Source organism: Paenibacillus sp. L3-i20, from assembly GCF_022180385.2.
Lineage (GTDB): Bacteria > Bacillota > Bacilli > Paenibacillales > Paenibacillaceae > Pristimantibacillus.
In genome coordinates this window covers 486,000-512,659 of record NZ_BQME02000002.1, presented here as the reverse complement: position 1 = coordinate 512,659, position 26,660 = coordinate 486,000, and the positions used below count along the sequence as shown (strand labels likewise).

Genomic DNA, 26,660 nt, shown 5'->3' with positions numbered 1-26,660 from the left:
AAGTGGCTGAATGGCAGCCACTTTTCTGCATTGCATATTATTTTCTTTACTTCGCGTACTCCACTGCTCTCGTTTCACGAATAACCGTAACTTTAATATGTCCCGGATAATCGAGTTCGCTCTCGATTTTTTTCGTAATGTCTCGAGCAAGACGGAACGCTTCTGTATCATCGATCTTCTCTGGTTGAACCATAACACGAACTTCGCGGCCTGCTTGAATCGCGTACGATTTCTCAACGCCGTCGAACGATTCTGTAATAGCTTCCAGCTTCTCTAGACGTTTAATGTACGTTTCTAGAGTTTCACGTCGTGCTCCAGGACGTGCAGCGGACAATGCATCTGCTGCGCCTACAAGCATTGCGATAACGGAAGTTGCTTCTGTGTCACCGTGATGAGAAGCGATACTGTTAATAACAACCGGATGTTCCTTGTACTTCTTAGCAAGTTCAACACCGATCTCAACATGAGAGCCTTCCACTTCATGGTCAAGTGCTTTGCCGATATCATGAAGCAAGCCTGCGCGTTTTGCCAGCGTAATATCTTCGCCAAGCTCTGCTGCCATCAAACCTGTCAAATATGCGACTTCCATAGAATGTTTCAAAACATTTTGACCGTAGCTTGTCCGATATTTCAATCGACCAAGTATTTTGATCAGATCCGGATGAAGTCCATGAACACCAACCTCGAAAGTCGCTTGCTCACCGTACTCACGTACGCGTTCGTCAATTTCTTTACGAGATTTCTCAACCATCTCTTCAATACGAGCAGGATGGATACGTCCGTCTGCAACCAACTTCTCCAAAGATGTACGTGCAATCTCACGTCTGATCGGGTCAAATCCTGACAAGATGACCGCCTCCGGTGTATCGTCGATAATGAGATCGATACCGGTCAATGTTTCCAATGCACGGATATTACGGCCTTCACGACCAATGATGCGACCTTTCATCTCTTCATTAGGCAACGTTACAACGGATACCGTTGTCTCTGCCACATGATCGGCTGCACAACGCTGAATCGCTAGCGAAATAATGTTTCGTGCTTTCTTGTCGGCCTCTTCCTTCGCTTGCTGCTCGATCTCTTTGATCATTTGTGCAGTTTCGTGACGTACTTCTTGCTCTACATTAGTTAATATAATCGATTTCGCATCTTCCATTGTTAAGCTCGAAATACGTTCTAGCTCACTAAGCTGTTGCTTATAAATGGAGTCAATCTGCTCTTGAGTTTCTTCGATTCGTTTTTCCTTATTGGCAACAGTTTCTTCTTTGCGCTCTAACGCTTCTAATTTTTTATCCAGCGACTCTTCCTTTTGGAGCAGTCTTCTTTCCTGTCGTTGCGCTTCGTTGCGTCGCTCACGAATGTCCTTATCAGCTTCTGTACGAAGTCTGTGGACTTCGTCTTTCGCCTCAAGCACGGTTTCTTTTTTCTGTGCTTCTGCTTCCTTCTTCGCATTTTCTACGATTTGGACAGCAGCTTGCTCAGCACTAGAAATTTTCGCCTCGGCAATCGACTTTCGATAAAAATAACCAATCCCAAAGAAAATTGCGCCAACAAGGATACTTACTAGAATCAAGATCCAGATGTTTACATCTCCCATCTTGTTCACCTCCTTGTTGCATACACCAAGGCATTGCTTGGGATGATATTAGGTTTTTAACCGGTTTCCAAACCGTTTCATCATGTACCGAATGTACCAATTTGACGAAAATAATCGATTTGAATCAACTTTTGGAAGAAAACTTGATTCAAATTTTGAAAGAATACAACCTCATTTTAGCTTTTCATAAAATCAATTGTCAAGCAAAACGCAATCATCTTCCTCATTATCGTCTTCGGAAGGGTTCCACTCAACTGATTTAATAGCTTCTCTAACAATATCACTAGGAAAACCTCGCCGAAGTAGGAAACCCATAAGCTTCGTTCTCCGCTGTGCTGTCTCGCCTTTTAAGCTCCTGCTTTTTTTGGCTGCAAGCGCCATCGCACTGCTTAATTCGCTCTCGCGATCCAATTCTGAAAGTGCATCCGCCGCTGTTTCCTTTGGCACACCTCTTTGTTGCAGCTCTTGCTTAATCATGAGTCTGCCTTTTAATCCGCTACGTAATCTACTTGTCGCAAATTGACGGGCATATTGTTCATCATCAACAAGTTGCTCTGATTCTAAACGGTCAAGAGCATATTGGATGCTGGCAAAATCCAGTTCTTTGCGCAGCAAATATTGCTCCAGTTGCTTCCGTGTCCGAGCTTTCGAACCCAAGTAATTAATTGCCATCGCATACGCTCGGTACCTTCCATCTTCAAATCGAATTTCTTCTATTTGTTCTTTCGTTATGAATTGTCCCTTCATTAAACGAAAACGGATAAGAATATCTTCATGTACTGAAAGAATAGGTTCTTCTCCATATGCAAAAATGAGATATCGCCGTTTCTCACTTTTATCGCGTCGAACAGATAAAATAAGAAAATTATCTTCATTTTCACTCAAATCGACTATCATAATTAATTGCCTCCTAAAAAAAGCATCGCCGCTCAATAAGCGAGCGGCGATGTCATCTATTAATCTAAATCGTCGAAGTCATCTTCTTCTTGATTACCCGAGAAGTCCGCTTGCTTAGCAGTTGCAGACAAATTGCTTGCATCACGAATCTTTTTCTCGATTTCATCAGAAACGGAACGATGATCCTTCAAATATTGTTTTGAATTTTCACGGCCTTGTCCCAATCGTTCACCGCTGTAGGAGAACCATGCACCGCTCTTCTGCACGATATCAAGCTCCACACCAATATCGATCAGACTGCCTTCACGAGAAATACCTTCTCCGTACATAATATCGATCTCAGCCTGTTTGAATGGTGGGGCTACCTTATTCTTCACGACCTTAATACGAGTACGGTTACCGACCATATCATTTCCTTGCTTCAACGTCTCAATACGGCGAACGTCTAGACGAACACTAGAGTAGAATTTCAATGCGCGTCCACCAGGAGTAGTCTCCGGGTTACCGAACATTACGCCGACCTTCTCACGCAATTGGTTAATAAAGACCGCAATTGTTTTCGATTTAGCAATCGCACCCGACAATTTCCTTAATGCTTGGGACATAAGACGCGCTTGCAAACCTACGTGGGAATCACCCATGTCGCCTTCAATCTCAGCCTTTGGTACTAGTGCAGCAACAGAGTCAATAACAATAATATCAACAGCACCACTACGTACCAATGCTTCTGCAATTTCAAGTGCTTGCTCACCCGTATCTGGCTGTGATAGAAGCAATTCGTCGATGTTAACGCCAAGCTTGCTCGCATATAGCGGATCAAGTGCATGCTCTGCATCGATAAATGCGGCTTGTCCGCCGATACGTTGTACTTCAGCAATCGCATGAAGTGCAACAGTCGTCTTACCTGACGATTCCGGTCCGTATACTTCAATTACGCGTCCTCTCGGCAGTCCGCCTATTCCAAGAGCAATATCTAGAGCAAGTGAGCCGCTAGGCACGGTCTCTACCTGCATGTGTGTGGATTCACCTAACTTCATAATGGAGCCTTTACCAAACTGCTTCTCTATTTGACGAAGAGCATTATCTAAAGCTGCGCGACGATCCGCCAAGATACTCACATCCTTCACTATTTATAATTAGTATCATACCTTATTTCAGACAGGTTGCCAACACTTTTTTCGAACACACATTCGTACTTTTTGTGTCTGAGGCACTCTCTCCCCCCTAAATGTAAGTGAACATAAAAAAACCGCAGCAAGTTAGACTCGCCACGGTTCTTCCGATATTTGTCTATTATAACGGTCGTTTCAGCGTTTGACAACAATAAATGTCAACGTTCCCCTATGCCTGTAGTGCTTGCCACAAACGATATAGAGCGGCCTTAACTGCCCGTAATCGAATCATATCACGACCGCCGCTTAAATGGGTCGTATGCACGACCGTTTCTTTGCCCCGCTCAGCGATAGCAAAGTAAACGAGTCCAACTGGCTTTCCTTCCGCTTCTGCAGGACCCGCTACACCTGTCAATGAAACGCCAAAGTCGGAGTCTGACAGATCACGAACACTTTCTGCCATCATCGCCGCAGTCGATTCGCTAATCGCTCCAGGAGCACCATCTCCTTCGAGCTGAGTCATTGGGATACCGAGCAACCTATTCTTCATCATATTCGTGTAAGTTACAACGCCCCCCACGAATTCACCACTGCTGCCAGGCACGTTTGTGATGAGTTCAGCGAATAAACCCCCACTGCAGCTCTCTGCGCTCGCTAGACGGCGTCTGGAGGCTCTGAGCATTCTAACAATCTCAGTCTCAATAGAAACATCCTCTTGAGCATACAAATGCTCGCCAAGTCTCTCTTTGATTTGTTCAACTGCACGATCGATCTTATGATCTGCTTCCTCAGCAGTCATTGCTTTTGTTGAAACGCGTATAGAAACTTCTCCTACCTTTGCATATGGCGCAATAGTAGGGTCACTTTGGGCTTCAATGAGATCGATAAGCTTAGCTTCCAAATTCGATTCACCAATACCAGCAAATTTCAATAACCGTGAAAAGAGCGGTTTCTCCTCCCCCATCATCGTACGAAGCCAAGTCTCTCCAGGTCCCTCAATCATCGGCTTCATTTCTTTCGGTGGTCCTGGTAAGAGAAGATAAAGTGTTCCATCCACCTTCAAAGCGTTGCCAAGGGCTAGTCCCGTTGTATTCTCTAGTGGTTCGCTTCCTTCAATCATTAGTGCCTGACGACGATTGCTCAGGACCATCTCCATCCCGCGTGAAGAAAATACCCGTTCGATTTCTGTCATCGATGGTTCGTGGATTATTAATTTCAGATTTAAATAATGGGCGAGCGCATCTTTGGTCAAATCATCTTGCGTAGGGCCTAGTCCGCCAGTAAAAACGAGAAGATCAGCCCTACTTCTTCCAATTTCAATCGCTTGACGAAGACGATCAGCATTGTCACCCACTACCGTTTGAAAATAAACATCAATCCCCAAATCAGCGAGTCTCTGAGATAATACTTTCGCGTTTGTATTTACAATTTGTCCAAGCAGCAACTCTGTACCTACCGCAATGATTTCTGCCCTCATCCTTCACATGCCTCCTTGAATAAATATCGATTAGCTTTGAGATAGGGAAAAGCACCCTCCCAATGTTGGGAAAGTGCTCTATTTACTACTCAACTGGTATTAAATGTTTATTTTTTATAAAGTAATCGACACCTGAATATACCGTTATCGCTGCAGCAACCCAGCTTGCTATTACGTCAAATGGGAAGTCAATTAATGCAAATGGGAAATTGTTAATAAGAAGAGCAATAATCATCGTAATTTGAATAGCTGTCTTCCACTTGCCCCAAGTGCTTGCTGCCATTACCGAACCTTCGAGCAAAGCAATTTGGCGAAGACCTGTAACTGCAAATTCACGGCTAATAATAATGATAGCAATTAGTGCATCCAGCTTGTCCATCTCAACCAAAGAGATAAGTACTGCTGCGACTAACAGTTTGTCTGCCAGCGGGTCCAAAAGCTTGCCTAAATTCGTTACAATCTTGTTTTTCCTAGCAATGTAACCATCAAGGCCGTCTGTACTTGCTGCAATGATGAATATCACTGCTGCCACGATCTGATTGTATGAGATCGTAAAGTCAGCGATGCTGACAGAACCTAGGTCCATTTTAATTAGCAGAAAAAACATGATGACCGGAACTAGAAAAATTCTAGCCAGCGTAATACGATTCGCTAAGTTCACGCGATACCCTCCCTAGACAGGTCAAACTCATATGCATCTTTAACGCGATCCTTCTAATAGTACCGATTTCTGTGCTAACAATTGCAATGAACACTTTACCGTCTATTTTAGGTGCGTTATACATAGAACGCCCAATTTATACTACATTTCTACCGTTAGTCTGCTAAGTGATCACATCAAAAACGATGATTATTTGTAATTCGTAAATTGCAGCTCCACGGGCAAATCAGCGCCTCGAAGCATTGCCATAACTGCTTGAAGATCATCACGACTTTTACCTGTTACACGAAGTTGATCACCTTGGATTTGGCTCTTTACCTTCAACTTGGAGTCTCTGATCATAATATTGATCTTCTTCGATACATCTTGCTCAATGCCTTGTCTAAGCTTAATGCGCTGCTTAACCGTATTGCCAGATGCACCTTCAATTTTACCATAATCCATATTTTTGATTGGTACACCACGTTTGATCATCTTCGTCAATAAGATGTCAATAACAGCTTTAAGCTTGTAATCATCATCAGAAGCGATTACAAGCTCTTCTTTTTCCAATTTAATGCTGCTCTTGCTTCCCTTGAAGTCAAATCGGGTTTCGATTTCACGTTCAGCTTGAGCAATAGCATTTACCAATTCTTGCATATCAACTTTAGATACGATATCAAACGAACTTTCCGAACTCATTACTATTCTCTCCTTCACATCCATTATTTTTGGATGGCTTATTGACTTTGCGTTTGCTCTTCAGTTGTTTCCGGAATGGAAGATTCCATGCCGCCTTCTACCTCTTCCAGCAACGGATTAAGCAACAGTTGCTTAGAAGTTGAACGATCACCATCTGGAACAAGCACACCATCCACCGTAATTTCAATTAAATCTGCGCGTCCCACATTAATATGAAGAGGCTGCGTAAGATCGTAGCTTTGAACGGCTCCGTCCTCTGCATTTTCAAAGAAAAGTTTCTCTCCTGTTATGCTTCCAGCACGAACTCCAATCCAGTTGCGTCCACCAGTAACTTTTAATTCAACCTTATGTATTACACCAGCGGGACCGATATCATATTTATCCGCTTTACGCACTTTGCTGCTAAACGTTACGGTTGTAGGCTCTTGCGGCGTCGGTGTTGGTGTAGCAATTGGCGCAGTACTGGTTCCTGCATTTATGTTGTTGTCCGTAACTTCTGGTTTCTTGGATACATCAGTGATAGGTGTTTCATCCACTTTTTTGGTGTCGCCAGAATCTTTGCTAAACGCATAATACCACACGACGAACACGATTAAAAAGAGAAAACACCAAATTAATAGATTAAAGCCAATTTTCCCAAACTTCTCTGACGCTTGCGACTTCATACGTCTAGGTTTTCTAACTGGAATTGGCTCAACTGTCTGGTCGACAGGTGATGCAGGCACCTCATGCTGATAGAGGCGTAATACTTCATCCGGGTCAAGTCCAACTGCCTCGGAATAGTTCTTAACAAATGCACGGACATAGAAGTTTCCCGGCAAGATGTCATAGTTGCCAGTTTCGATCGCTTCCAAGTATCGTTTTCTAATTTTCGTTAGTTCTTGCAAGTCATCTAACGATAATCCTCGCTGTTCTCTCGCTTTACGAAGCAACGCACCTAAATCAGACATAAATATGCCTCCTTCCGATTAGAAATCGTCCGTGTAGTTGGCAGTAAATGATTCATAAGAAATTTCCTCGTCTGGCGTATTGCGCAATTCGATAATAATATCGAAGTGACTATAATCATATTGTGATTCCTTCACAAAAATATCTGGATGCTCAATAACTTTTGTTGAAGGCATCGCCATAATTTCTTGCAATAATGAATAATGTTTCTCATTTGAACGAATTGTACTCACGATTCCGTCGATAATGAAGATATTGTTCGGCTGCATTTCTTCCTCAGATAATTGACTACGTACTGTTTGGCGCAAAAGTGTAGAGGAAACAAATGCCCACCTCTTGTTGGAGCATACGCTACCAGCGATAATCGACTCTGTTTTACCTACACGAGGCATACCTCTTAGTCCAATTACTTGATTGCCATCACGCTTGAACACCTCGCCCAAAAAATCAACCAAAATACCAAGTTCATCTCGAACAAAACGGAACGTTTTGTGATCATCGCTATCTCTTTCAATATAACGTCCATGTCGGACAGCTAAAATATCGACGATTGTAGGTGTACGCAGCTTATTAACAGTAATGTTATCTACTTTTTGCAGCATTTTACCTAATAGCTCAATCTTCTCATCGTCATTGGTTTGCAGTAACATGCCCCGAGTACGATCTTCAACTCCGTTAATGGTCATGATGTTTACTTCTAACATACCAAGCAATGATGCAATATCACCAAGAAGGCCGGGGCGGTTCTTATGTATCTTGTATTCCATGTACCACTGCTTTGTTTCCAATGTGTCACCGTCCTAAACTTGAATGATAAATATAATAAGAACAAAAATCAAGTATTGCTCCTTTGTATATCATAATGACTATTCTACAAATTTCGTCATAATCCTGCAAATGAAAGAAACATTGCAGAAAAGCCTCCAGTTCGGAGGCTTTTCTGCACCTATATAAGTGCTACGTATTCCCGACGAGCTTAACCATCAATTTTGCAACAGTTTTCCGCTCTTCGTCGTCGCCTACATCCCAAAGCTCTTTCAACACACGTTCTTCTTCATTTTTAGGATCGACCTTTTCATCAAGGAATGATCCGATCTCGAATGCCAGATTCGCAATCGTCTCTTCAGTAAGACCTATCGTCTTCGCTTGAGTTACACGGTCAGCCAAAAAATGTTTCCATGTCTTGAAATTCGAAAGGACAGTTGACATGCTTCTTCGCCTCCTTATTTGGTTAAGAAAAGAATCATCAACAGTCATTATATTGCGCTCTAGGGACATTTCTTATTCATAAGGATATCGATCACGTAAAAACGATTATGTATGCCATCCACCATTAGGACTAATAATTTGACCAGTAATATAGGAAGATTCCGGTAATGATAAGAAATAGATTAATGAGGCGATTTCTTCAGCAGAGCCGAATCGTCCAGCAGGAATTTCCTGCTGCAGTGCAGCCTTCTCCTCTGGATTAAATCCATCCATCATTAAGGTATCAACGACTCCTGGAGCTACCGCATTAACAGTCACGCCAGAAGGCGCGAGCTCTTTAGCTAGCGCCTTTGTGAATGCATTCATGCCGCCTTTAGTCGTTGAGTACAATACTTCGCAAGAAGCGCCAGACATGCCCCATACCGATGAAACGTTAATGATACGTCCAAAGCGCTGTGAAATCATATGCGGCATAAAGAGCTGTGAGCACAGAAACATACCTTTTAAATTAACCGACATTACATCATCCCATTCCTGCTCTGACACATCAGAAAGCAGCCCATAATGCGAGATGGCACCGTTGTTAACGAGTATGTCGGGTCTAAAGCCATGACTGTCCAGCTTGTCACGCATTCGTGCCAGCTGATCTCTAGAACGAAGATCAGCTGAAATAGTCATTACATTTGCACCCATCGCCATACACATTCTTGCTGTTTCATTTGCCTTTTCATGCGACTCTAAATAATGAATAACGATATTGACACCTTCCGCGGCAAATCGTTTTGCAATTGCTGCGCCGATGCCGCGGCTCCCACCGGTAATCAATACCGTCGTTTCTTGTAACGTTTTCATCATTTACTCTTCTCGACGACAGATACTGCGAGTTGATTGAAATCAAAATGCTCGCGTAAACGTTCATTAACCTCTTCAAGAGTACAACTTTCGTAGAAGGCTAATACGTCGAACATGTCGCTCTCGCGAAAGCGATAACGAGTAAATTCACCTGCGATTGATTCTGGGGAGTTCAGCATGCGCAAGTAGCTACCAATTTTTTTTCGTTTGGAACGTTCGAACGTTGATTGCTCTATACCCTTTTCAATCGTTTCCGTGATGGCTGACTTTAGTTGATTGATCAATTGGTCAGGATCCGGCGTATCTCCGCCAATTACTGAAAATGCATAATCGTTGCTGGAGTTATATTCATGTCCAAATGAATCGGATATTAAGTTTTGCTCGTAAAGGGATTGATATAACTTTGTGCTGGGTCCGATTAATGCATCCAGCATCAACTTAGTCAAAACTTCATGACGAAGAAGATCGTTACCAACAAAACCTAGATTCTTTTCCTTAAACCCTAACATACATTTCGGTAATGAGACAGGCAGTTTAGCCACTTTGCGCGCAATTTTCACTCCTGTTGGTTCATTTTCGAAAAAGCGTTTAATTTCACCCAGTGGCTTGAATGTTTTACCAGCTTGATTTTCTCTTACCAGCTTGAACACATCCTCAGCCTCAACGCCACCGACTACAAAGAGCAACATATTCGAAGGGTGATAAAAGGTTTCATAACAACGGTACAACGTTTCTTTATCTATCTTCCAGATGGACTCCACTGTACCGGCAATATCAATGTGAACAGGATGACTGTGATAAAGAGCATCAATCAGCCCAAAATAAACGACCCAATCTGCGTTATCACGATACATATTAATTTCCTGCTCAATAATCCCCTTTTCCTTTTCCACATTCGTATCTGTGAAATAAGGGTTTTGAACAAAATTGATAAGAGTCTCTATATTTTCATGGATTTGTTCTGTAGCGGAAAATAAATAGACTGTGCGATCAAATGTTGTATAAGCGTTAGCAGATGCGCCCTGTGATGCAAATGTGGCGAAAATATCTCCTTCTGGCTCTTCGAACATCTTATGTTCCAAAAAATGAGCAATGCCGTCCGGTACTTTCAGAGGCTCTTGATCTCCAACAGAAAAACGATTGTCGATTGATCCATATTTTGTTGAGAAGGTTGCATATGTTTTGTTAAAACCTTCCTTCGGCAATACAATTACCTCTAAGCCGTTATCAAGCACTTCACGATGCAGCGTCTCTTGCACATTAGGGTAGTTCAACGTCTCCATAGCTTATGCCTCCTTTCGATCACGCAAGAAGTAGACGGTGTCTAGTTGAACGTTACGAGCAACCTCCACAATATCGTCGACCGTAACTGCCTGGACTTGATTCAGCAGCTCATCTGCTGATCTTTCCTTGCCTGTAAGCACACTGTTGAAATCATAGGCAAGCATCTCGTTGGCAGAGTCCTGTAGTTCACGGAGATGCCCCGAAATCATGGCTTTAGTTTGATTCAACTCTAGATCGGTTAATTGACCTTTAGCCATACTATCGAGCTGCTCTTTAATAATCGCAACAGCCTTATCATAATTAGCAAATTCAATGCCCGATTGCACTGTACATAAACCTTTGTGCCCATCTAAACGAGAAGCTGCATAATAGGCTAAGCTTTCTTTCTCTCTTACGTTCACAAAAAGCTTCGAATGTGGATATCCGCCAAGGATACCATTGTACATTAATGCTGCAGCGTACAATTTATCTCCATATCCGATGCCCGTACGAAGGCCCATATTCAGCTTGCCTTGGCTCACTTCCATCTCATCAACTACATATTTAACTTCTGAGACAGGATGGTTAACTTGAGGTTTCGTATATGTCGAAGGTGCTCCTGCCTTCAACTTAAACGCTTCGCCCACAAGTTTTGAAACTTCTTCAAGTGTCGTATCGCCAACAACATACAGGTCTAGTGCTGCATTTTGGAGCCAATTTTCATATTGTTGGTACAATGAGCTAGGTGTAATAGCATCAATATCTTCTATTCTGCCTAGCGGATGCAAACGGTAAGGTTCATCTGCACACATCTCTTCTAGGCATCGTTCAGCTGCATATCTAATTTTATCGTTAACGATTGCTTCAAGCCGTTTACGGAGAGTTGCTTTCTCTGCATCAACATATTTAGTTCTAAATCCTTCATTCTCCTTACAAGGATCAGTTAAAACATCACCAAGAAAGCGAAGTGAAGATTCTAGCAGAGACTGCTCTGATGAGACAAATTGATCATTGATTACATCCATCCGAAATTGCACGACTTGCGAATCTCCACGTTTATATACATCGAATCCAAAACCAGCACCATACAAATCGTCTAGCTTCTCGCGAAAAGCAATCGTTTCTGGCGTATTGGCTGTGCCTCTGCGAAGCACAAACGGAATTAGAGCAACAGGCGTCACTGTCTCTTCACTGAGTGGAAGGCCAGCAAAGAGGGAAATTGCAAACGTTTTGAATCGCTTTGTAGGCAGTACATGCAGCCGAATGCGCTGATGCTGCCCTCTTTCAAATGAGGCCACGCGGTTTGCTCCTTTCAGCGATGCTGTTTTTACCATTTTAACCTATACGAAATGGAAGAAGCAACCACTGCTGCACATGGCAAAAGCGGCTGCTTCCTTTCATCTTAACGGTATACTATGGTATCGTTACATACAGAAAATATGTTTGCCGATCGTCTTTATTTGTGTTCTTGTCCAGATCCAAGCTGATGTTGCTGTATCGGGATTAAAGTAATACAGACATCCACCTGACGGGTCCCATCCATTAAGGGCATCTTCAACTGCTTCACGAGCTTTTGCATTAGGTGTCAAATAAATTTGACCATCTGCTACAGCAGTGAAAGCTCTAGGCTGAAAGATAACACCATATACGGTATTAGGGAAGCTCTGTGATCTAACACGGTTCAATATGACAGCCGCAACTGCAACTTGTCCTTCATACGGCTCACCACGCGCTTCCCCATAAACAGCGTTAGCCATAATCTGTAGATCATTTTCAGTTAGACCCATTCGATTAGACTTCGATAGTTTGCTCCCTTTTCCTTTTCCACCATCAGTGGCGGGGGCTTTCGCAGATTCCACCTTCGCAATACCTGGCTTCCAATCTTTTGTTGCAGCAACAAGTTTTTTCTTCGTTCCCGCTCCAACTACACCATCAGACTTTAGACCAAACTTCCATTGAAACCAGGTAACAGCGCCTTTCGTCTTAGAACCGAATACGCCGTCAATTTTGCCGTTGTAGTAACCTAAATAGTTTAGACGTCCTTGTAACTCATAAACGTCTTGACCTGATGAACCAACCTTTATCGTCGCACTGCTAAACGTTTCGGTCGATCCCCCAAAGTGCCCCTTCGTTAGGGAGAAAGAACCGATTATTAACAGAACGACGATCGAGGTCACCGCTATCAAACGATTTCTCATGTTGGGATCTGCCTTTCTCTTGCAAGTTAGTTCGCTTAAGGTAGCGTTACCTAACTCTAGTATGAGAAAGTTCACCGTCTTCTATACAACATGAATATCCGCTATGAACTTATTCTTCCTGCTTGCAATTGCTCCAAAGACATTAATACTTCACGAGGCTTGCTTCCTTCATACGGTCCAATGATGGATTTCGCCTCCATCTGATCGATCAGTCTTGCTGCCCTCGTATAGCCAATACGCATTCTGCGTTGCAATAATGATACTGAAGCTTGTTTAGCCTCAACTACAATTTGTACAGCCTGATCATAGAGCTCATCCAGCATAGGTTCGTTATCTGTTGATTCCTCTTCGATTTCTGGTACCAAGTCTTCCTTATACACGGCAACTTCTTGATCTCGGGCAAAAGCAACAAGCACCTCAACCTCTTGATCCGATAAAAAAGCACCCTGTACACGAATCGGTTTGGACATGCCTACAGGTAAGAACAACATATCACCTCGACCAAGCAGTTTTTCTGCTCCTGCCATATCCAAGATCGTTCGTGAATCCACTTGCGAGGAAACGCCAAAAGCAATTCTGGACGGTATGTTTGCTTTAATAACACCTGTAATAACATCTACTGAAGGACGTTGTGTTGCTATGATCAAATGTATACCTGCTGCACGGGCCATCTGTGCTAACCTTGCGATAGAATCCTCGACATCATTCGCTGCTACCATCATTAAATCTGCAAGCTCATCGACAATAACGACGATATAAGGCAACCATGCAGCAGGATTATCCGCCATTAACGTATTATAACCTTCAATATTTCTAGTAGCTGATTTAGAAAATAATTCGTACCGTTTTTCCATCTCGACTACAATTTTTTTGAGTGCTAGTGATGCGCGCCGTGGATCTGTAACGACAGGTGCTAGCAAATGCGGAATTCCATTATAAACATTTAGCTCGACCATCTTAGGATCGATCATCAAAAACTTCACTTCATCTGGTTTCGCTTTATAAAGAATGCTCGTAATAATACCGTTAATACAAACGGACTTACCTGAACCTGTAGCACCAGCTACTAATAAGTGAGGCATACGAGCCAAGTTACCAACAATTGTCTGACCGGATATATCCCGACCGAATGCGATAGAAAGTTTCGATTGGGAGCTTTGGAAAGCTTGAGTCTCCATCACTTCACGCATCGTAACGACCGACACTTCCATATTCGGAACTTCGATACCGATAGCCGATTTGCCTGGAATAGGTGCTTCCATACGAATATCTTTAGCTGCAAGCGCGAGAGCTATGTCGTCTGTAAGCCCTACTATTCTACTGACTTTAACACCAGTTGCCGGTTGTACTTCATAGCGGGTAACCGCAGGTCCTCGAACGACATCAAGCACTTTTGCACGAACACCAAAGCTCTCTAGAGTAGCCTCCAATTTCCTTCTAGAGTCATACATATCCGCTGCGTCTGCACCTTTCGATAATCCAATCGGTTTCTCCAGCAACGTAAAAGGCGGCAATCGGTATGGCTTAGATGCTTGATCTTGCTCATTTGTGACTGCAATTGGTCTACGAGGCGTTGCATTTGCCCCTTGATCAGATTCCACATCTAACGCTGGATCAGCATCACCTACAGAATTAGTTGGTTCATCTTCATTATTAACTGTTTCATCTAGAACTGCAGTATTAATGGAATGAACAACTTCCGTATTGGCATCATCATCCTGAGTCGGAGGCCATGTCCCCTCCCACTTCTGTTCCTCAATTGACATGTTGTTTTCCTGATCAATATCATTATGTAATGGGAGATCATTGTCTGTTAAATCATTTTCCCAAGGAGGACGATCACGTTCTAATTGTTCTAAAGCAGCACTTCCATGTTCAGTTACTCCAGATTTCTCCCAAGGATGTTCCCCGTCAGTCTCCCAAGCTGGCTTTACTCTTGGCAGCTCATCATGATCCTGCGGGGTAGGAATCCACTCGTCATGTTGGTCTTGTTCCTTTTCCTCTGACAATTGCTGCTTCCAAGCAAAAAACAGTGACTTCCGCTTTTTGCGAGGCTTCTGCATAATTTGCTCGTCATCATCAATTGTTCCATCATCATAAGATGGAGTCTGAACGGTGACAGCCGCTGCCGCTCGACGTTTGCGTATAACATTCCGCTTAGCCATTAATAACTTAAACATAGAAACACATCGTTTTTTGACAACTTGAATCAGTTCCACATACGATTTACCTGTAATTAACATAACGGCAATTGCAAACATAACAAATGCAATAATGAGAGCGCCATAATATCCAAATAACATAAATAATAGTGAATATTGTAAAGCACCAACATAACCGCCGCTAATCGTCTTATCTCGAATAGTTCCATCTTCGCCTGCGGGAACTGTGATTAGCTGCGATTTAAGTTCTCCACCAAGCGTACTCAAGATCACACTTCCAGATAGTCCCTCTCGATCTAACCCCGCAAACCTTGCATTCACTTCGGAAATAGAACTGCTTAAAGTAAAAGCAAGCACCAAAATGAGCAAGCCCGTCCTGCGACTATTCCAGCCGCCAGGCCAAGCTCGCTTCACCATTACGCTAAGTCCAACAAAAACACCTACCAAAGCTAATACAAAATAAAACTTCCCTAATACGAGTCCAAACAGCTTGGACAATGCACGACCAACTGTAGCTTCTCCTGAGAGAGCAATAATGGATATTGTAATCAGCAAGATGCCGTAAACTTCATATTTTAGTTGCGCGCCTATTGATTTTTTTCGTGTTTTTTTCTTGGCCAAATCCGTCACCCCTAGTTTCCCATTATAACACAGTTATTGGTTATGGGGCTATGACGGCTACGATACTGCAAATTTTTGAATACTCCTTCTTTATTGAGCTGGAAAACCATAATGAATGATCGTTCCCGGCATTAAATCGGGATTCAAATAATCATCAAGAGAACAGTTCATTAGTCTTACAATTTTGCCGACGCCAGGGGCAACGGGTACGATCTGCATCTGCACACCTTGTACCCAAATGTCGTGCAAAGGCTCCATCACCTCATTAAACCCTTGAAAGACCGTCTCCAGTGGCATAGAAGTATATAATGTCATTGCACGACGCCTCCTGTACTGATCTCAGTATTAGATGCTCTGCGTTGCTCAATCATCACATTGAGCTCTCTCAGAGCATGACCTAACCCGCCAACAGCGTCGATCAATCCATGCTTCACCGCATCTGTACCGATTACTGTTGTACCGATATCTCTCGTTAGCTCACCCATTTTGAACATGAGTTCTTTAAATGTTTGCTCTGTTACTTTGGAATGGGATGTTACAAACCTCACGACACGTTCCTGCATTTTATCCAAATACTCGAAAGTTTGAGGTACACCGATGACTAATCCATTCATACGAATAGGATGTATTGTCATTGTAGCCGTTTCTGCAATAAATGACTTATCTCCTGCAACGGCAATTGGCACACCAATTGAATGACCACCGCCAAGTACTAATGTGACGGTTGGTTTCGATAAAGAAGATATCATCTCTGCAATGGCGAGTCCTGCTTCGACATCTCCTCCTACCGTATTCAATACGATAAGAACACCCTCGATCTTAGCATTTTGTTCGGTCGCTACTAATTGCGGAATAATATGCTCATATTTCGTCGTTTTGTTTTGCGGAGGCAGAATTAGATGACCTTCCACCTGTCCGATAATCGTCATACAGAAAATATTCGATTCTGTCGGTGCTGGAGAGACAGCTGTACCAAGCTGTTGAATGTTATCAAGTGCATTGTTCAATTTCTTCTTATCGTCAGCAGACGGTTCTGGCTGCTCGCTACGTACATTCCCATAATATTGTGATTCTGTCATGTCGATTTATCCCCTTTGTGCTAAAATATAGCTCGTCATAGTATGGGGTCGACCGGCAATTTTATACGGCGTGATTCATTTTAAACAAAAAAAATCGCTTCTTTCGTCCCTTATGAAGGTACGAAAAAGCGATTTCTTTGGTGATGGGTTGCGTCGATTAAACCTCCATGATGATCGGCAAAATCATTGGGCGACGACGTGTTTGTTCATAAAGGAAACGTCCAAGTGCATCCTTAACATTGGTTTTGAGGGAAGCCCACTCATTAACCTTGTCGTTCATAAGTCTGTTAAGTGTCGATGTTACGATGCGATTTGCTTCATCAAGCAAGCCCTCTGATTCACGAACATAAACGAATCCACGAGAGATAATATCCGGTCCAGAAAGTATAGTACCGTCTTGTTTGCTCAGTGTTACAACAACAACCAAGATGCCATCTTGGGACAGTAACTTACGATCACGAAGAACGATATTACCAACATCTCCTACGCCCAAGCCATCAATAAGAACATTACCAGCTTGTACTTTTGAGCCTTTACGCGCGTTACCATCTTGGATCTCGACAGTATCACCATTATCGATAACAAATATATTTTCACGAGCCATTCCAATCGCTTCACCAAGCTTTGCATGTTGACGAAGCATACGGTATTCACCATGGACTGGTATAAAGTATTTAGGTTTGATGAGGTTAAGCATAAGCTTAAGCTCCTCTTGACTTCCGTGTCCTGATACGTGAACGCCTGATACGGAACCAGGTCCGTAAATAACGTTAGCGCCTAAGCGGAACAATTCATCAACGGTACGTCCAACATATCGTTCGTTACCTGGAATAGGTGTCGCGGCAATAATAACCGTATCCCCTGGCAAAATATCAACTTTACGATGAGTTGAGCGTGCCATACGCGTAAGCGCGGACATTGGTTCTCCTTGACTGCCTGTACACAAAATAACTACACGATCAGCAGCAAGCTTATTTACTTCTTCAGGCTCAATAAGCATACCTTCTGGAATGTTTAAGTATCCAAGATCTGAAGCGATACCAACAACGTTAACCATGCTGCGACCAACTACTGCAATTTTTCGTTTAGTTGCAATCGCTGCATTAATAATTTGTTGGATACGGTGAACGTTAGAAGCAAAAGTTGCTACAACAACACGTTGAGTCGATTTGCGGAAAATATCTTCAAGCTCCTCACCAACATTGCTTTCCGATGGTGTGTAGCCCGGACGTTCAGCATTTGTACTGTCTGACAACAATGCCAATACACCGCGACTTCCAATCTCAGCAATACGTTGTAAATCCGCAAATTGCTCATTCACTGGTGTGTGGTCAAATTTGAAGTCACCTGTATGAACAACGACACCTTCAGGTGTATCCAAACTTACACCTACAGAATCTGGAATACTATGATTTGTTTTGAAGAAGCTTGCATGAATCGCTCCAAGTTGAAGCTCAGAGTCAGCGTTAATCAATATACGCTTAGTCTCACCAAGCAATCCTGCTTCTTTAAGCTTACCTTCAATTAATCCCATAGTAAGTTTTGTTGCATATAGCGGTACATTAAGATGCTTAAGTACGTATGGCAAACCACCGATGTGATCTTCATGACCATGTGTAATTAGAATTGCGCGAACCTTATCGCGATTTTCTGTTAAATATGAAATATCTGGAATTACAATGTCTATTCCGAGCATATCCTCTTCCGGGAATTTAAGCCCTGAATCAATGACAACAATATCATTGTTGTATTGAATAACGTACATGTTTTTTCCGATTTCGCCTACTCCGCCTAGTGCAAATATGAGCAGCTTATCCTGGATGTTCTTCTTTGACAAGTGTATCTATACCTCCTACAAAATGTTATATACATTTTATTGATCTATTTGTTTCCTAATGCTGAAGATTGTTTTATGGCAAAACAAAAACAATTATAGTCATATTTGTTGTTTACGTCAGATGCCGCTCTGACGGTTACTTCCCATTTCAAAACAATTGCCGCACCCAGTCACTTGTGTTCATTATACATGATGAAAAAGATGGAATACAAGTAATAGAAGTGAAACCAATGAAACTAATTATGAATAGGCTTCCCAAAAAAATAAAACCGATGCTTTTCGCATCGGCTGTAGGCGTAATGATTCACTATTTTATGAGAGCAATTGAGTTCAATTCGCGTAAAAAATGTGCTTCTAATTCGGTCACTGTTACAAGTGGGAGCCTGACTCCACCAACTGGAAGACCCTTCAAACCAAGCACATACTTAACTGCCACTGGATTTGGAACCGGATGCGGACAAAAAAACAATCCTTTAAAATACGGGAACAACTTGCCGTTCAGACGAGCTGCTTCCTCAACATTTCCATTTAAATATGCAGTAATTAATTCCTTCATCTCTCCACCAACGATGTGAGCAGCAACACTAACGATACCATATGCACCAATCGCTAATGCAGGCAGTGTAGCGGCATCGTCTCCGGTATACACTTTGAAGCCTGCAGGAGCACTTCTTAAAATTAGCGTTAGCTGTTCTAGCGTCGCACAATCTTTTGTAGCAATGATATTGTTGATTTCTGCTAAACGAAGTGTCGTTTCAACAGAAATATTAACGGCTGTGCGGCCTTCCACATTATACAAAATAATAGGAAGCTTGGTTGACTCTGCAATGGCTTTAAAATGTTGGTACAAGCCTTCCTGAGTTGGACGGTTGTAGTACGGCGCAACAACTAAAATGCCATCTACACCACATGCTTCCGCTTCCTTCGTCAAGTGGATAGAATGTGCTGTATTGTTGCTACCCGTTCCAGCAATAACTTTGCAACGGCCTGCTGCATGTTTCACAACAAATCGAAATAGCTCGAGCTTTTCATCTTCTGACAGAGTTGGTGACTCACCGGTTGTTCCGGAAACAACCAAACTATCACTCTTCTGTTCATCAATTAAATAATCGATAAGCTCCCCTGTAGTTTGCCAATCTATTTGCCCTTCTACATCAAACGGGGTCACCATGGCGGTTATCAATCTTCCGAATTCCATCTGGACGTCCTCCTCCAAGGTTTGCAAAACAAACCTAAATCGTAAGCATTAGCATAGGTTTGTTGGATAACCTACTTCGAAAATCAATATTTTCTATTGCGTGTACTGGATCTAATTAGAGGTGTAAATCGAACTTCGCATGGAGCGCGCGAAGCGCAGGGACCATATCTGTTTCAAGTACCAATACCCAGATGGTCGTATTTGAATCGGCTGATTGCATAATCAATATGCCTTGCTCTGTTAATGCTTCTACAATTCGTGCCATTACTCCTGGCTCACCATTCATGCCGCCGCCAATTACCGAAATTTTCGCACAACCTTGGACAGCATGAGGTGCAAATCCACATTCTGTCAGTAAGTATACTGCTCTTTCAGTATCATGATCGAATACGGTATACACTGCACCACTTGGAGTTACATTAATAAAATCAACACTTATATGATGTCTCGCCATCGTCTGGAACACTTGCAGCTGCATATCATTACGTCCTTCAATTGCTCCAACGGAAATTTGTGTGACACCGTTAACATGAGCAATTCCTGTCACATGACGATCTTGTACAAGAAGTTCTGCCCGATCAGATAATGAATCTGTCACCAATGTTCCTGGGTCATCCGAAAAAGTAGAACGCACTCTCAGCGGGATGCGAGCTTGTGCAGCAACTTCCACTGCCCTGGGATGAATAACTTTGGCGCCTTGTCTAGCCATATTGCAAATTTCTGCATAACTGACAATAGCTAAATGCTTAGCCTCCGTTACGATTCGAGGGTCTGCAGTCAAAATACCGCTTACGTCTGTATAAATATCTACCCGTTCTGCTCTCAGTGCCGCACCAAGAGCTGTTGCGGTCGTATCGCTTCCTCCACGTCCAAGGGTAGTAACGTCACCAAGTGGCGTTATCCCTTGAAAACCAGTCACAATAACGACCGAACCAGCCTGCAGGTGTTCAACCAGCTTTTCCGGCTGAATTCTTTTAATTCTAGCTCCGCCAAATTGTTCATCGGTTATAATACCCGCTCCTCCGCCGGTTAAAGCTGTAGCTGGTATTCCCCGCGAATTGAGTAAACTGCAAAAAGCGGCCGCGGAAATAATTTCTCCGCAGCCTAGCAACATATCAAGCTCGCGAGCAGGAAGTGCATTTCCATTGTCACGTATGAGCCCAAGCAAAGTATCTGTCGCATAAGGTTCTCCCTTGCGACCCATTGCAGAGACGACAACAACAACAGAATATCCATTGTCCCGCTCCCTCATTATATGATGAATGGCGCGTTCTCTGGCATATTCGGTAGACAGTGATGTCCCCCCGAACTTCTGAATCAGGATTCGCATATCGTCAGCCTCCATCATCTACGAAAAGACGAAAGCAGCGTTATACCCGGTGTTTATCCCATTAACCCTTTGCGATATGTTCTGCGATTTGAACGGCGTTCCATGCTGCGCCTTTGAGCAGGTTGTCGGAGACGATCCACATATTAAGACCACGCTCATGTCCGAGATCGCGTCTTAAACGGCCCACAAAAACATCAGGTTTTCCTGCTGCTTCAGTTGCAAGCGGGTATAGCTGATTAGCGGGATCATCAACAAGGGTAACGCCCGGTGCATCCGCCAACAGCTGCTTGACATCTTCCAGTTCATAATTATTTTTCAATTCCACATAAACGGATTCCGAATGACCATATACGACTGGAATTCTGACGCAAGTCGCTGTTACTTCAATGGATTCATCGCCCATTATTTTTTTCGTTTCGCGAACCATTTTCATTTCTTCAAGCGTATAGCCATTCTCTTGGAACTTATCAATCTGAGGAATTGCATTGAATGCGATCTGATGTTTAACTGGCAAAGATCCTACAGGCAAAATATCAGCATTCACTGGTTCACCTGCAAGTACTGCACTAGTTTGACGAATCATTTCGTCAATAGCGCGAGCGCCTGCACCAGACACAGCTTGATAAGTAGATACGATTATACGAGAAATACCGTAACGATCCTGCAATGGTTTAAGTGCTGCCACCATTTGGATTGTTGAACAGTTCGGGTTAGCAATAATCCCTTTGTGTTCTGCCACTTTCTCGATATTAACTTCTGGAACTACAAGCGGAGTATTCTCATCCATACGATAAGCATTTGTGTTGTCTATACATACAGCACCATGTTCAACTGCATGTGGAGCAAGTGCTTTCGTTACATCTCCGCCAGCACTGAACAAAGCAATATCAATACCCTTGAAGCTGTCCGGCGTTGCTTCCTTAACCGTAAACTCCTGGCCCTTAAACGTAATTTTGGTACCTGCAGAACGAGCAGACGATAGTAGTGTTAGTTCATTGATAGGGAAATTTCTCGATTCGAGTAACTTCAATATTTGTTCTCCTACTGCGCCTGTTGCTCCTACTACAGCAACGTTAAACAACTTCTGATTCGACATATACTGTCGTCTCCCCTCTGTATCATATGAATGTTATAAATGCCGTTCAATTAGCAGCGGCTGTAGCTGTTTCCCATGAAGGGCAGCTTCGCACGCTTCCAAAACCATATCCATTCTAGCAACCAAAGAATTCGGTTTCTGAACAGGATTGTCTTGACCAAACGGCACAAAATAAATATGTTTAGCTACTAATAGCTTCGCTATGTTAGCAGCATTCAACCCAAGACCATCATTCGTCGAAATCGCAAGTACTAACGGTCTGCAATTGCGCATTTGTGCCTTCGCCGCCATTAGAACTGCACTATCGGTAATCGCATTAGCCAATCGACTTGTCGTGTTGCCTGTACATGGCGCAATAACAAGCACATCTAGCAGCTTTGAGGGCCCTAGCGGCTCCGCTTGAACAATTGTAGAAATAATCTGATTTCCGGTAATAGAAGTTAGTTGCTCTTGCCATTCCTTAGCTGTACCGAACCGAGTATCCGTTGTGATTAGAGTATTCGACACAATCGGCACGACATTCGCGCCTGCATCGACAAACCGCTTAATCTCCGGCATTACCTCGGCGAACGTGCAGTGGGAACCTGACAACGCATAACCTACCGTAATTCCATTCCAATTCATATTCCATTCCCCCGCTTAATCGTATCATCCAAGATCAACTGACTTAAGCATTCCGCTATAATACGACCAGCTGTTTTCGGTGCCACAATACCGGGGAGTCCGGGTGCAAGCATCGCCTTAATACCACGCTTCTCAGCGAAACGAAAATCCGTTCCACCTGGCTTTGACGCAAGGTCAATAATGACGGCTCGCGATGGTAAATTAGCTATAATTTGCGCTGTGACTATCATAGTCGGAATTGTATTAAAAAGCAAGTCAATATTGCCTGAATTTTGCAATAAACTACCCATGTAGAAAGGCTCGAACCCCATTTCTGATGCTCTTGCAAAGTGCTCGGAGCGCCTAACTCCAACCTTTACTTTAGCCCCTAATCCTTGTAATACACGTGCCATTGTAAACCCTGTTCTACCAAATCCAAGCACCATCGATTCAGAACCATGAATCGTAATGTCTGTATGCTGAATGGCCATCATTAATGCACCTTCTGCAGTTGGTATCGAATTGTATATAGCGACATCATCTCGATCAAACAACTCAACCAGCTTAAGATTTCTCCCCTCGCATAGTTGACGTAAATAAGGTTTAGCCATTCCTGTATAGACTGTGCAATGTGACGGCAACGCCGCCATATGCTTCTCCGTAAGCTTGAGCTCGCGATCGCTGAACACAGTATGAATAAGACCTTGATCATCTGTTCCAACCGCTGGCAGCAGCAGGGCGTCTACAGTTTCGAACAGCGTTTCATCGAACTCTGCATGTACGGCGCCGTCCAATGACGAATGCAGACCATCGAAGCCGCACACAGTAATGGAAGCATCCAATCCGCTTAGCTTCCTTATCACCTCTAGCTGCCTCGCATCGCCACCAAGCAGAAGCACTTGAACGCCTGTTAGCATCAGGCATCACTCCCTTCTGGCAAATAGATATAGACCATCTTATGCTTTCGCCCAAAGCGGGGTGAGGATTCCATGGCACAAAAAAAGATCGAGGCTTAAAAAGCCCCGATCTTCTTCATTATTTAACTCCAGTATGACCAAATCCGCCAGCACCACGCACCGTATCCGGAAGCTCATCAGCCTCTTCAATCGTCACGACAGGAACAAGCTGGAATACCATTTGTGCAATTCGCTCACCACGAGTGATCGTGAATGGCTCTGTGCCCAAGTTAGCCAGTAATACTTTTACTTCACCGCGATAATCTGCATCAATTGTTCCCGGTGAGTTTAGACAAGTAATGCCATGTTTATAAGCTAATCCGCTTCTTGGTCTTATTTGAGCTTCAAGCTCTATTGGCATTGCCATTGCGAAACCCGTAGGGATTAGTGTTCTAGCCCCTGGCTCCAAAATGAACGGTTCAGCAACAGCCGCTTGTAGATCAAAGCCTGCTGCCCACTCTGACATTTTGCGTGGAATTGCAATATCTTCATTGCCTTCTAGTCTCTTAAACAATACCTGGTACAAATTGATTCCTCCTTAATTTTGCTGCGTCCTTATCTGTGGAACCAACCATAGCCACGGCAAAAGGTACAGATAACAATCGTTTAGTCACTTCGCGGATATCGTCCATATCAACTTTGTTTATACGATTAAGCAGTTCATCAAGTGTATAATGGTGCCCGATCATAAGCTCATTTTTGCCCATTCTATTCATACGGCTGCTTGTGCTCTCCAAACTCAAGATGAGAGAACCTTTTAGCTGTTCTTTACCGCGATGCAATTCATCTGCTCCAAGTCCATTTACTGATAGTTCATGAAGCTGCTCCATCGTCAAATCCATCACATCTTTTGTTTGTTTCGGCGCAGTACCTGCATAGATCGTAAACAGTCCTGAATCAGCATAGCCCATATGATAGGAATAAACAGAGTATGCAAGTCCCCGCTTCTCCCTAATTTCCTGGAACAATCGAGAACTCATCCCGCCGCCTAAAGCATTGTTGAGTAGAATCATCGCATACAACTGAGGATCCTTGTTTGAGCATCCAGGGAATGTGAGACAAATGTGATTTTGCTCTGTCTTCTTCTTGTAAAAGATATAGTCCCCTTTGAACGATGGGACTTCGATTAGCTGAGGTTCAGAATGTAAATTAAATCCGCCGAAATAGGTTTCCAACAGCTCCAAAATGTTTGATTCCTCTACATTTCCGGCTACGCTAATGACCGTGTTTTCAATCGTATAACGTTCTTTCATATAGTTTTTGAGCGTTTCACCAGTCATCTCTGCCAATCTATCCTTCAACCCTAAAATGGAATAGGCAAGAGGATGATCACCAAACGAAGCACGTGAAGACTCATCATGTACTTTATCGTCAGGTGTATCTTCGTACATCGAAATTTCCTCAAGAATAACGTTTTTCTCTTTGGCAAGTTCAGCATCATCGAATTGTGAGTTGAAGAACATATCTGAGAGTGCATCCACAGCAATAGGCAAATGCTCATCTAACACTTTTGCAAAATAGCAAGTATACTCCTTTGCCGTAAACGCATTTACGTTGCCTCCAATACCGTCGAACAGATCTGCGATATCTTTTGCTGTGCGCTTCTCAGTTCCTTTAAACAACATATGTTCGATGAAATGGGAAATACCGTTATTTTCTACTGTCTCATTACGCGAACCTGTTTTTATCCAAATGCCGAATGAAACGGATCGTACCGTTGGAATTTTTTCGACGACGACGCGTAATCCGTTGCTAAGCGTATATTTGTTCATAAAGCGTCCTCCTAATTAAACATGAATGATATCACTATATCAGAATACGTTTGCTCCCTCAACAAGGGGGGCGATCCGTTCAGACGAAAGCGTCTCGCTTACCGTCCCAATTACATAGCCCTTTGTCTTCGCACTATCTATCATTCCAGCTAAAGCATCACGAGTTGTAGCGGTAGGATGCATAAGTATGAGTGCCCCTGGCTCTAACTTCGCAGATATTTTGCGAATAACAGATGCAGCAGGAGGTTTCCTCCAATCAACCGTATCGATTGTCCAGAGTACCGTTTGCAAACCTTGCTCTCTAGCAATTTGTAGCGTTGCTGCATTGAATGATCCTGATGGAGGAGCAAACCATTTATTTTCAACATTTAATAATTGCTTGAGCAGATCTTCTGTTTTGGCAATTTGGTTATACTGTTCCGTATGTCCCAAATTGCTCATATCAGGATGAGAGTATGCATGATTGGACATCTCATGACCTGCTTCTTGTATTTTCTTTGCTATGTCCACATTTTTTTTGAGCCAGCTGCCATCTAGAAAAAAGGTCGCTTTTACGCCTTTTTCCTCCAATGTTATTAATATTGGATCAATATATTCGTTACCCCAAGCAACATTAATCATAAGTGAAATCATGCTCTTATTGGGATTGCCTCGATAAATCGGTTGAGGTCCTAATTGTTCAAGTTTAATTTGCGGTTCAATTTCTTTGTAACGATAAGGAATCGCATCAGCACCTGGTGATCGAAGTGCAGCATTGTACGTTTTTTCGATATCAACAACCAGTCCATTATAACCAGGTATCGCGCGCCATATACGATCGATTCTAGCATCTACCGGCGGTATTGATTTTGATTCTGCTTCCGCAACAATAGCGTCGTACAGTTCCTTCTTTTCATGATCCGTTAAAGGATGTCCTCCGCTAAAAACCGCGATAGCATCACCGGCTTTTACTGTCGATATAAAGTTGCTTACATCACCGTTCATTTTGATAAAAACAAGCATCATTAGCATCGTTGCCGCAATAAGAGCGGCTTTCTTTATCTTCATGTGTTCCACCCCAAATCTGCCAGTCGCATGACGGTATGAAGCTGAACGTAATCATGCGCTTATG

General features: G+C 43.1%; 25 protein-coding genes. All 25 read right to left on the bottom strand.

Annotation, left to right across the window (positions count from 1 at the left end; genetic code table 11):
- Positions 1 to 46: 46 nt before the first annotated feature.
- The 25 genes from rny to MFF31_RS15565 all read right to left on the bottom strand — a co-directional run bounded on the left by rny (position 47) and on the right by MFF31_RS15565 (position 26,596).
- The gene (rny, locus tag MFF31_RS15685; protein ID WP_238189067.1) at positions 47 to 1,597 is read right to left on the bottom strand and encodes a ribonuclease Y; all 1,551 of its coding nucleotides are present in this window, start codon (positions 1,595 to 1,597) and stop codon (positions 47 to 49) included.
- Between the two features lie 192 nt (positions 1,598 to 1,789).
- The gene (locus MFF31_RS15680) at positions 1,790 to 2,494 is read right to left on the bottom strand and encodes a RecX family transcriptional regulator (protein ID WP_238189066.1); all 705 of its coding nucleotides are present in this window, start codon (positions 2,492 to 2,494) and stop codon (positions 1,790 to 1,792) included.
- Positions 2,495 to 2,553: 59 nt separating this feature from the next.
- Positions 2,554 to 3,603: a recombinase RecA gene (gene recA / locus MFF31_RS15675; protein WP_282570499.1), complete on the bottom strand. Its 1,050-nt coding sequence runs from the start codon at positions 3,601 to 3,603 to the stop codon at positions 2,554 to 2,556.
- A 232-nt stretch (positions 3,604 to 3,835) separates the two neighbouring features.
- A complete protein-coding gene (locus tag MFF31_RS15670; protein ID WP_238189064.1) occupies positions 3,836 to 5,083 on the bottom strand; it encodes a competence/damage-inducible protein A in 1,248 nt (415 codons plus the stop codon).
- An 85-nt stretch (positions 5,084 to 5,168) separates the two neighbouring features.
- A complete protein-coding gene (gene pgsA / locus MFF31_RS15665) occupies positions 5,169 to 5,744 on the bottom strand; it encodes a CDP-diacylglycerol--glycerol-3-phosphate 3-phosphatidyltransferase (RefSeq protein WP_238189063.1) in 576 nt (191 codons plus the stop codon).
- 189 nt (positions 5,745 to 5,933) lie between these two features.
- On the bottom strand, positions 5,934 to 6,425 hold the full coding sequence (locus MFF31_RS15660; protein ID WP_238189061.1) for a YajQ family cyclic di-GMP-binding protein: 492 nt from the start codon (positions 6,423 to 6,425) through the stop codon (positions 5,934 to 5,936).
- Between the two features lie 38 nt (positions 6,426 to 6,463).
- Positions 6,464 to 7,375 (bottom strand): helix-turn-helix domain-containing protein, encoded by a 912-nt coding sequence (locus MFF31_RS15655; RefSeq protein ID WP_238189060.1) that lies wholly within the window; start codon positions 7,373 to 7,375, stop codon positions 6,464 to 6,466.
- 18 nt (positions 7,376 to 7,393) lie between these two features.
- Positions 7,394 to 8,161, bottom strand: a complete 768-nt coding sequence (locus MFF31_RS15650; protein ID WP_197933830.1) for a DUF3388 domain-containing protein — start codon at positions 8,159 to 8,161, stop codon at positions 7,394 to 7,396.
- 169 nt (positions 8,162 to 8,330) lie between these two features.
- Entirely contained in the window at positions 8,331 to 8,582 is a 252-nt protein-coding gene (locus MFF31_RS15645; protein WP_238189058.1) for a DUF3243 domain-containing protein, read from the bottom strand.
- A gap of 105 nt (positions 8,583 to 8,687) precedes the next feature.
- Positions 8,688 to 9,437, bottom strand: coding sequence for an elongation factor P 5-aminopentanone reductase (gene ymfI / locus MFF31_RS15640; protein WP_375541319.1), 750 nt, complete (start codon positions 9,435 to 9,437; stop codon positions 8,688 to 8,690).
- Complete coding sequence (yfmH, locus tag MFF31_RS15635) at positions 9,434 to 10,717, bottom strand: EF-P 5-aminopentanol modification-associated protein YfmH (RefSeq protein ID WP_238189056.1); 1,284 nt, start codon at positions 10,715 to 10,717, stop codon at positions 9,434 to 9,436. Before yfmH ends, ymfI begins: the two co-directional genes overlap by 4 nt.
- A 3-nt stretch (positions 10,718 to 10,720) precedes the next feature.
- Positions 10,721 to 12,031, bottom strand: coding sequence for an EF-P 5-aminopentanol modification-associated protein YfmF (yfmF, locus tag MFF31_RS15630; protein WP_375541318.1), 1,311 nt, complete (start codon positions 12,029 to 12,031; stop codon positions 10,721 to 10,723).
- 90 nt (positions 12,032 to 12,121) lie between these two features.
- Positions 12,122 to 12,895: a spore cortex-lytic enzyme gene (sleB, locus tag MFF31_RS15625; RefSeq protein ID WP_238189052.1), complete on the bottom strand. Its 774-nt coding sequence runs from the start codon at positions 12,893 to 12,895 to the stop codon at positions 12,122 to 12,124.
- A gap of 101 nt (positions 12,896 to 12,996) precedes the next feature.
- Positions 12,997 to 15,678 (bottom strand): FtsK/SpoIIIE family DNA translocase, encoded by a 2,682-nt coding sequence (locus tag MFF31_RS15620; RefSeq protein ID WP_238189050.1) that lies wholly within the window; start codon positions 15,676 to 15,678, stop codon positions 12,997 to 12,999.
- A 90-nt stretch (positions 15,679 to 15,768) separates the two neighbouring features.
- Positions 15,769 to 15,993, bottom strand: coding sequence for a YlzJ-like family protein (locus MFF31_RS15615; protein WP_238189048.1), 225 nt, complete (start codon positions 15,991 to 15,993; stop codon positions 15,769 to 15,771).
- Entirely contained in the window at positions 15,990 to 16,757 is a 768-nt protein-coding gene (locus MFF31_RS15610) for a ClpP family protease (RefSeq protein WP_238189046.1), read from the bottom strand. Before MFF31_RS15610 ends, MFF31_RS15615 begins: the two co-directional genes overlap by 4 nt.
- A 157-nt stretch (positions 16,758 to 16,914) precedes the next feature.
- On the bottom strand, positions 16,915 to 18,594 hold the full coding sequence (locus MFF31_RS15605) for a ribonuclease J (protein ID WP_238189045.1): 1,680 nt from the start codon (positions 18,592 to 18,594) through the stop codon (positions 16,915 to 16,917).
- A gap of 307 nt (positions 18,595 to 18,901) precedes the next feature.
- Complete coding sequence (gene dapA, locus MFF31_RS15600; RefSeq protein ID WP_238189043.1) at positions 18,902 to 19,792, bottom strand: 4-hydroxy-tetrahydrodipicolinate synthase; 891 nt, start codon at positions 19,790 to 19,792, stop codon at positions 18,902 to 18,904.
- Between the two features lie 115 nt (positions 19,793 to 19,907).
- Positions 19,908 to 21,122, bottom strand: a complete 1,215-nt coding sequence (gene dapG, locus MFF31_RS15595) for an aspartate kinase (RefSeq protein WP_238189041.1) — start codon at positions 21,120 to 21,122, stop codon at positions 19,908 to 19,910.
- Between the two features lie 61 nt (positions 21,123 to 21,183).
- Positions 21,184 to 22,218, bottom strand: a complete 1,035-nt coding sequence (locus MFF31_RS15590) for an aspartate-semialdehyde dehydrogenase (protein WP_238189039.1) — start codon at positions 22,216 to 22,218, stop codon at positions 21,184 to 21,186.
- A gap of 33 nt (positions 22,219 to 22,251) precedes the next feature.
- Positions 22,252 to 22,842: a dipicolinate synthase subunit B gene (locus MFF31_RS15585; RefSeq protein ID WP_238189037.1), complete on the bottom strand. Its 591-nt coding sequence runs from the start codon at positions 22,840 to 22,842 to the stop codon at positions 22,252 to 22,254.
- Positions 22,839 to 23,738, bottom strand: coding sequence for a dipicolinate synthase subunit DpsA (gene dpsA, locus MFF31_RS15580; RefSeq protein WP_238189035.1), 900 nt, complete (start codon positions 23,736 to 23,738; stop codon positions 22,839 to 22,841). The genes MFF31_RS15585 and dpsA overlap by 4 nt, the downstream gene beginning before the upstream one ends.
- A 118-nt stretch (positions 23,739 to 23,856) precedes the next feature.
- Complete coding sequence (gene dut, locus MFF31_RS15575) at positions 23,857 to 24,303, bottom strand: dUTP diphosphatase (protein WP_282570498.1); 447 nt, start codon at positions 24,301 to 24,303, stop codon at positions 23,857 to 23,859.
- Positions 24,284 to 25,549, bottom strand: coding sequence for a M16 family metallopeptidase (locus MFF31_RS15570; RefSeq protein ID WP_238189033.1), 1,266 nt, complete (start codon positions 25,547 to 25,549; stop codon positions 24,284 to 24,286). The genes dut and MFF31_RS15570 overlap by 20 nt, the downstream gene beginning before the upstream one ends.
- Before the next feature lie 39 nt (positions 25,550 to 25,588).
- Complete coding sequence (locus MFF31_RS15565) at positions 25,589 to 26,596, bottom strand: polysaccharide deacetylase family protein (RefSeq protein ID WP_238189031.1); 1,008 nt, start codon at positions 26,594 to 26,596, stop codon at positions 25,589 to 25,591.
- Between the last annotated feature and the right edge of the window lie 64 nt (positions 26,597 to 26,660).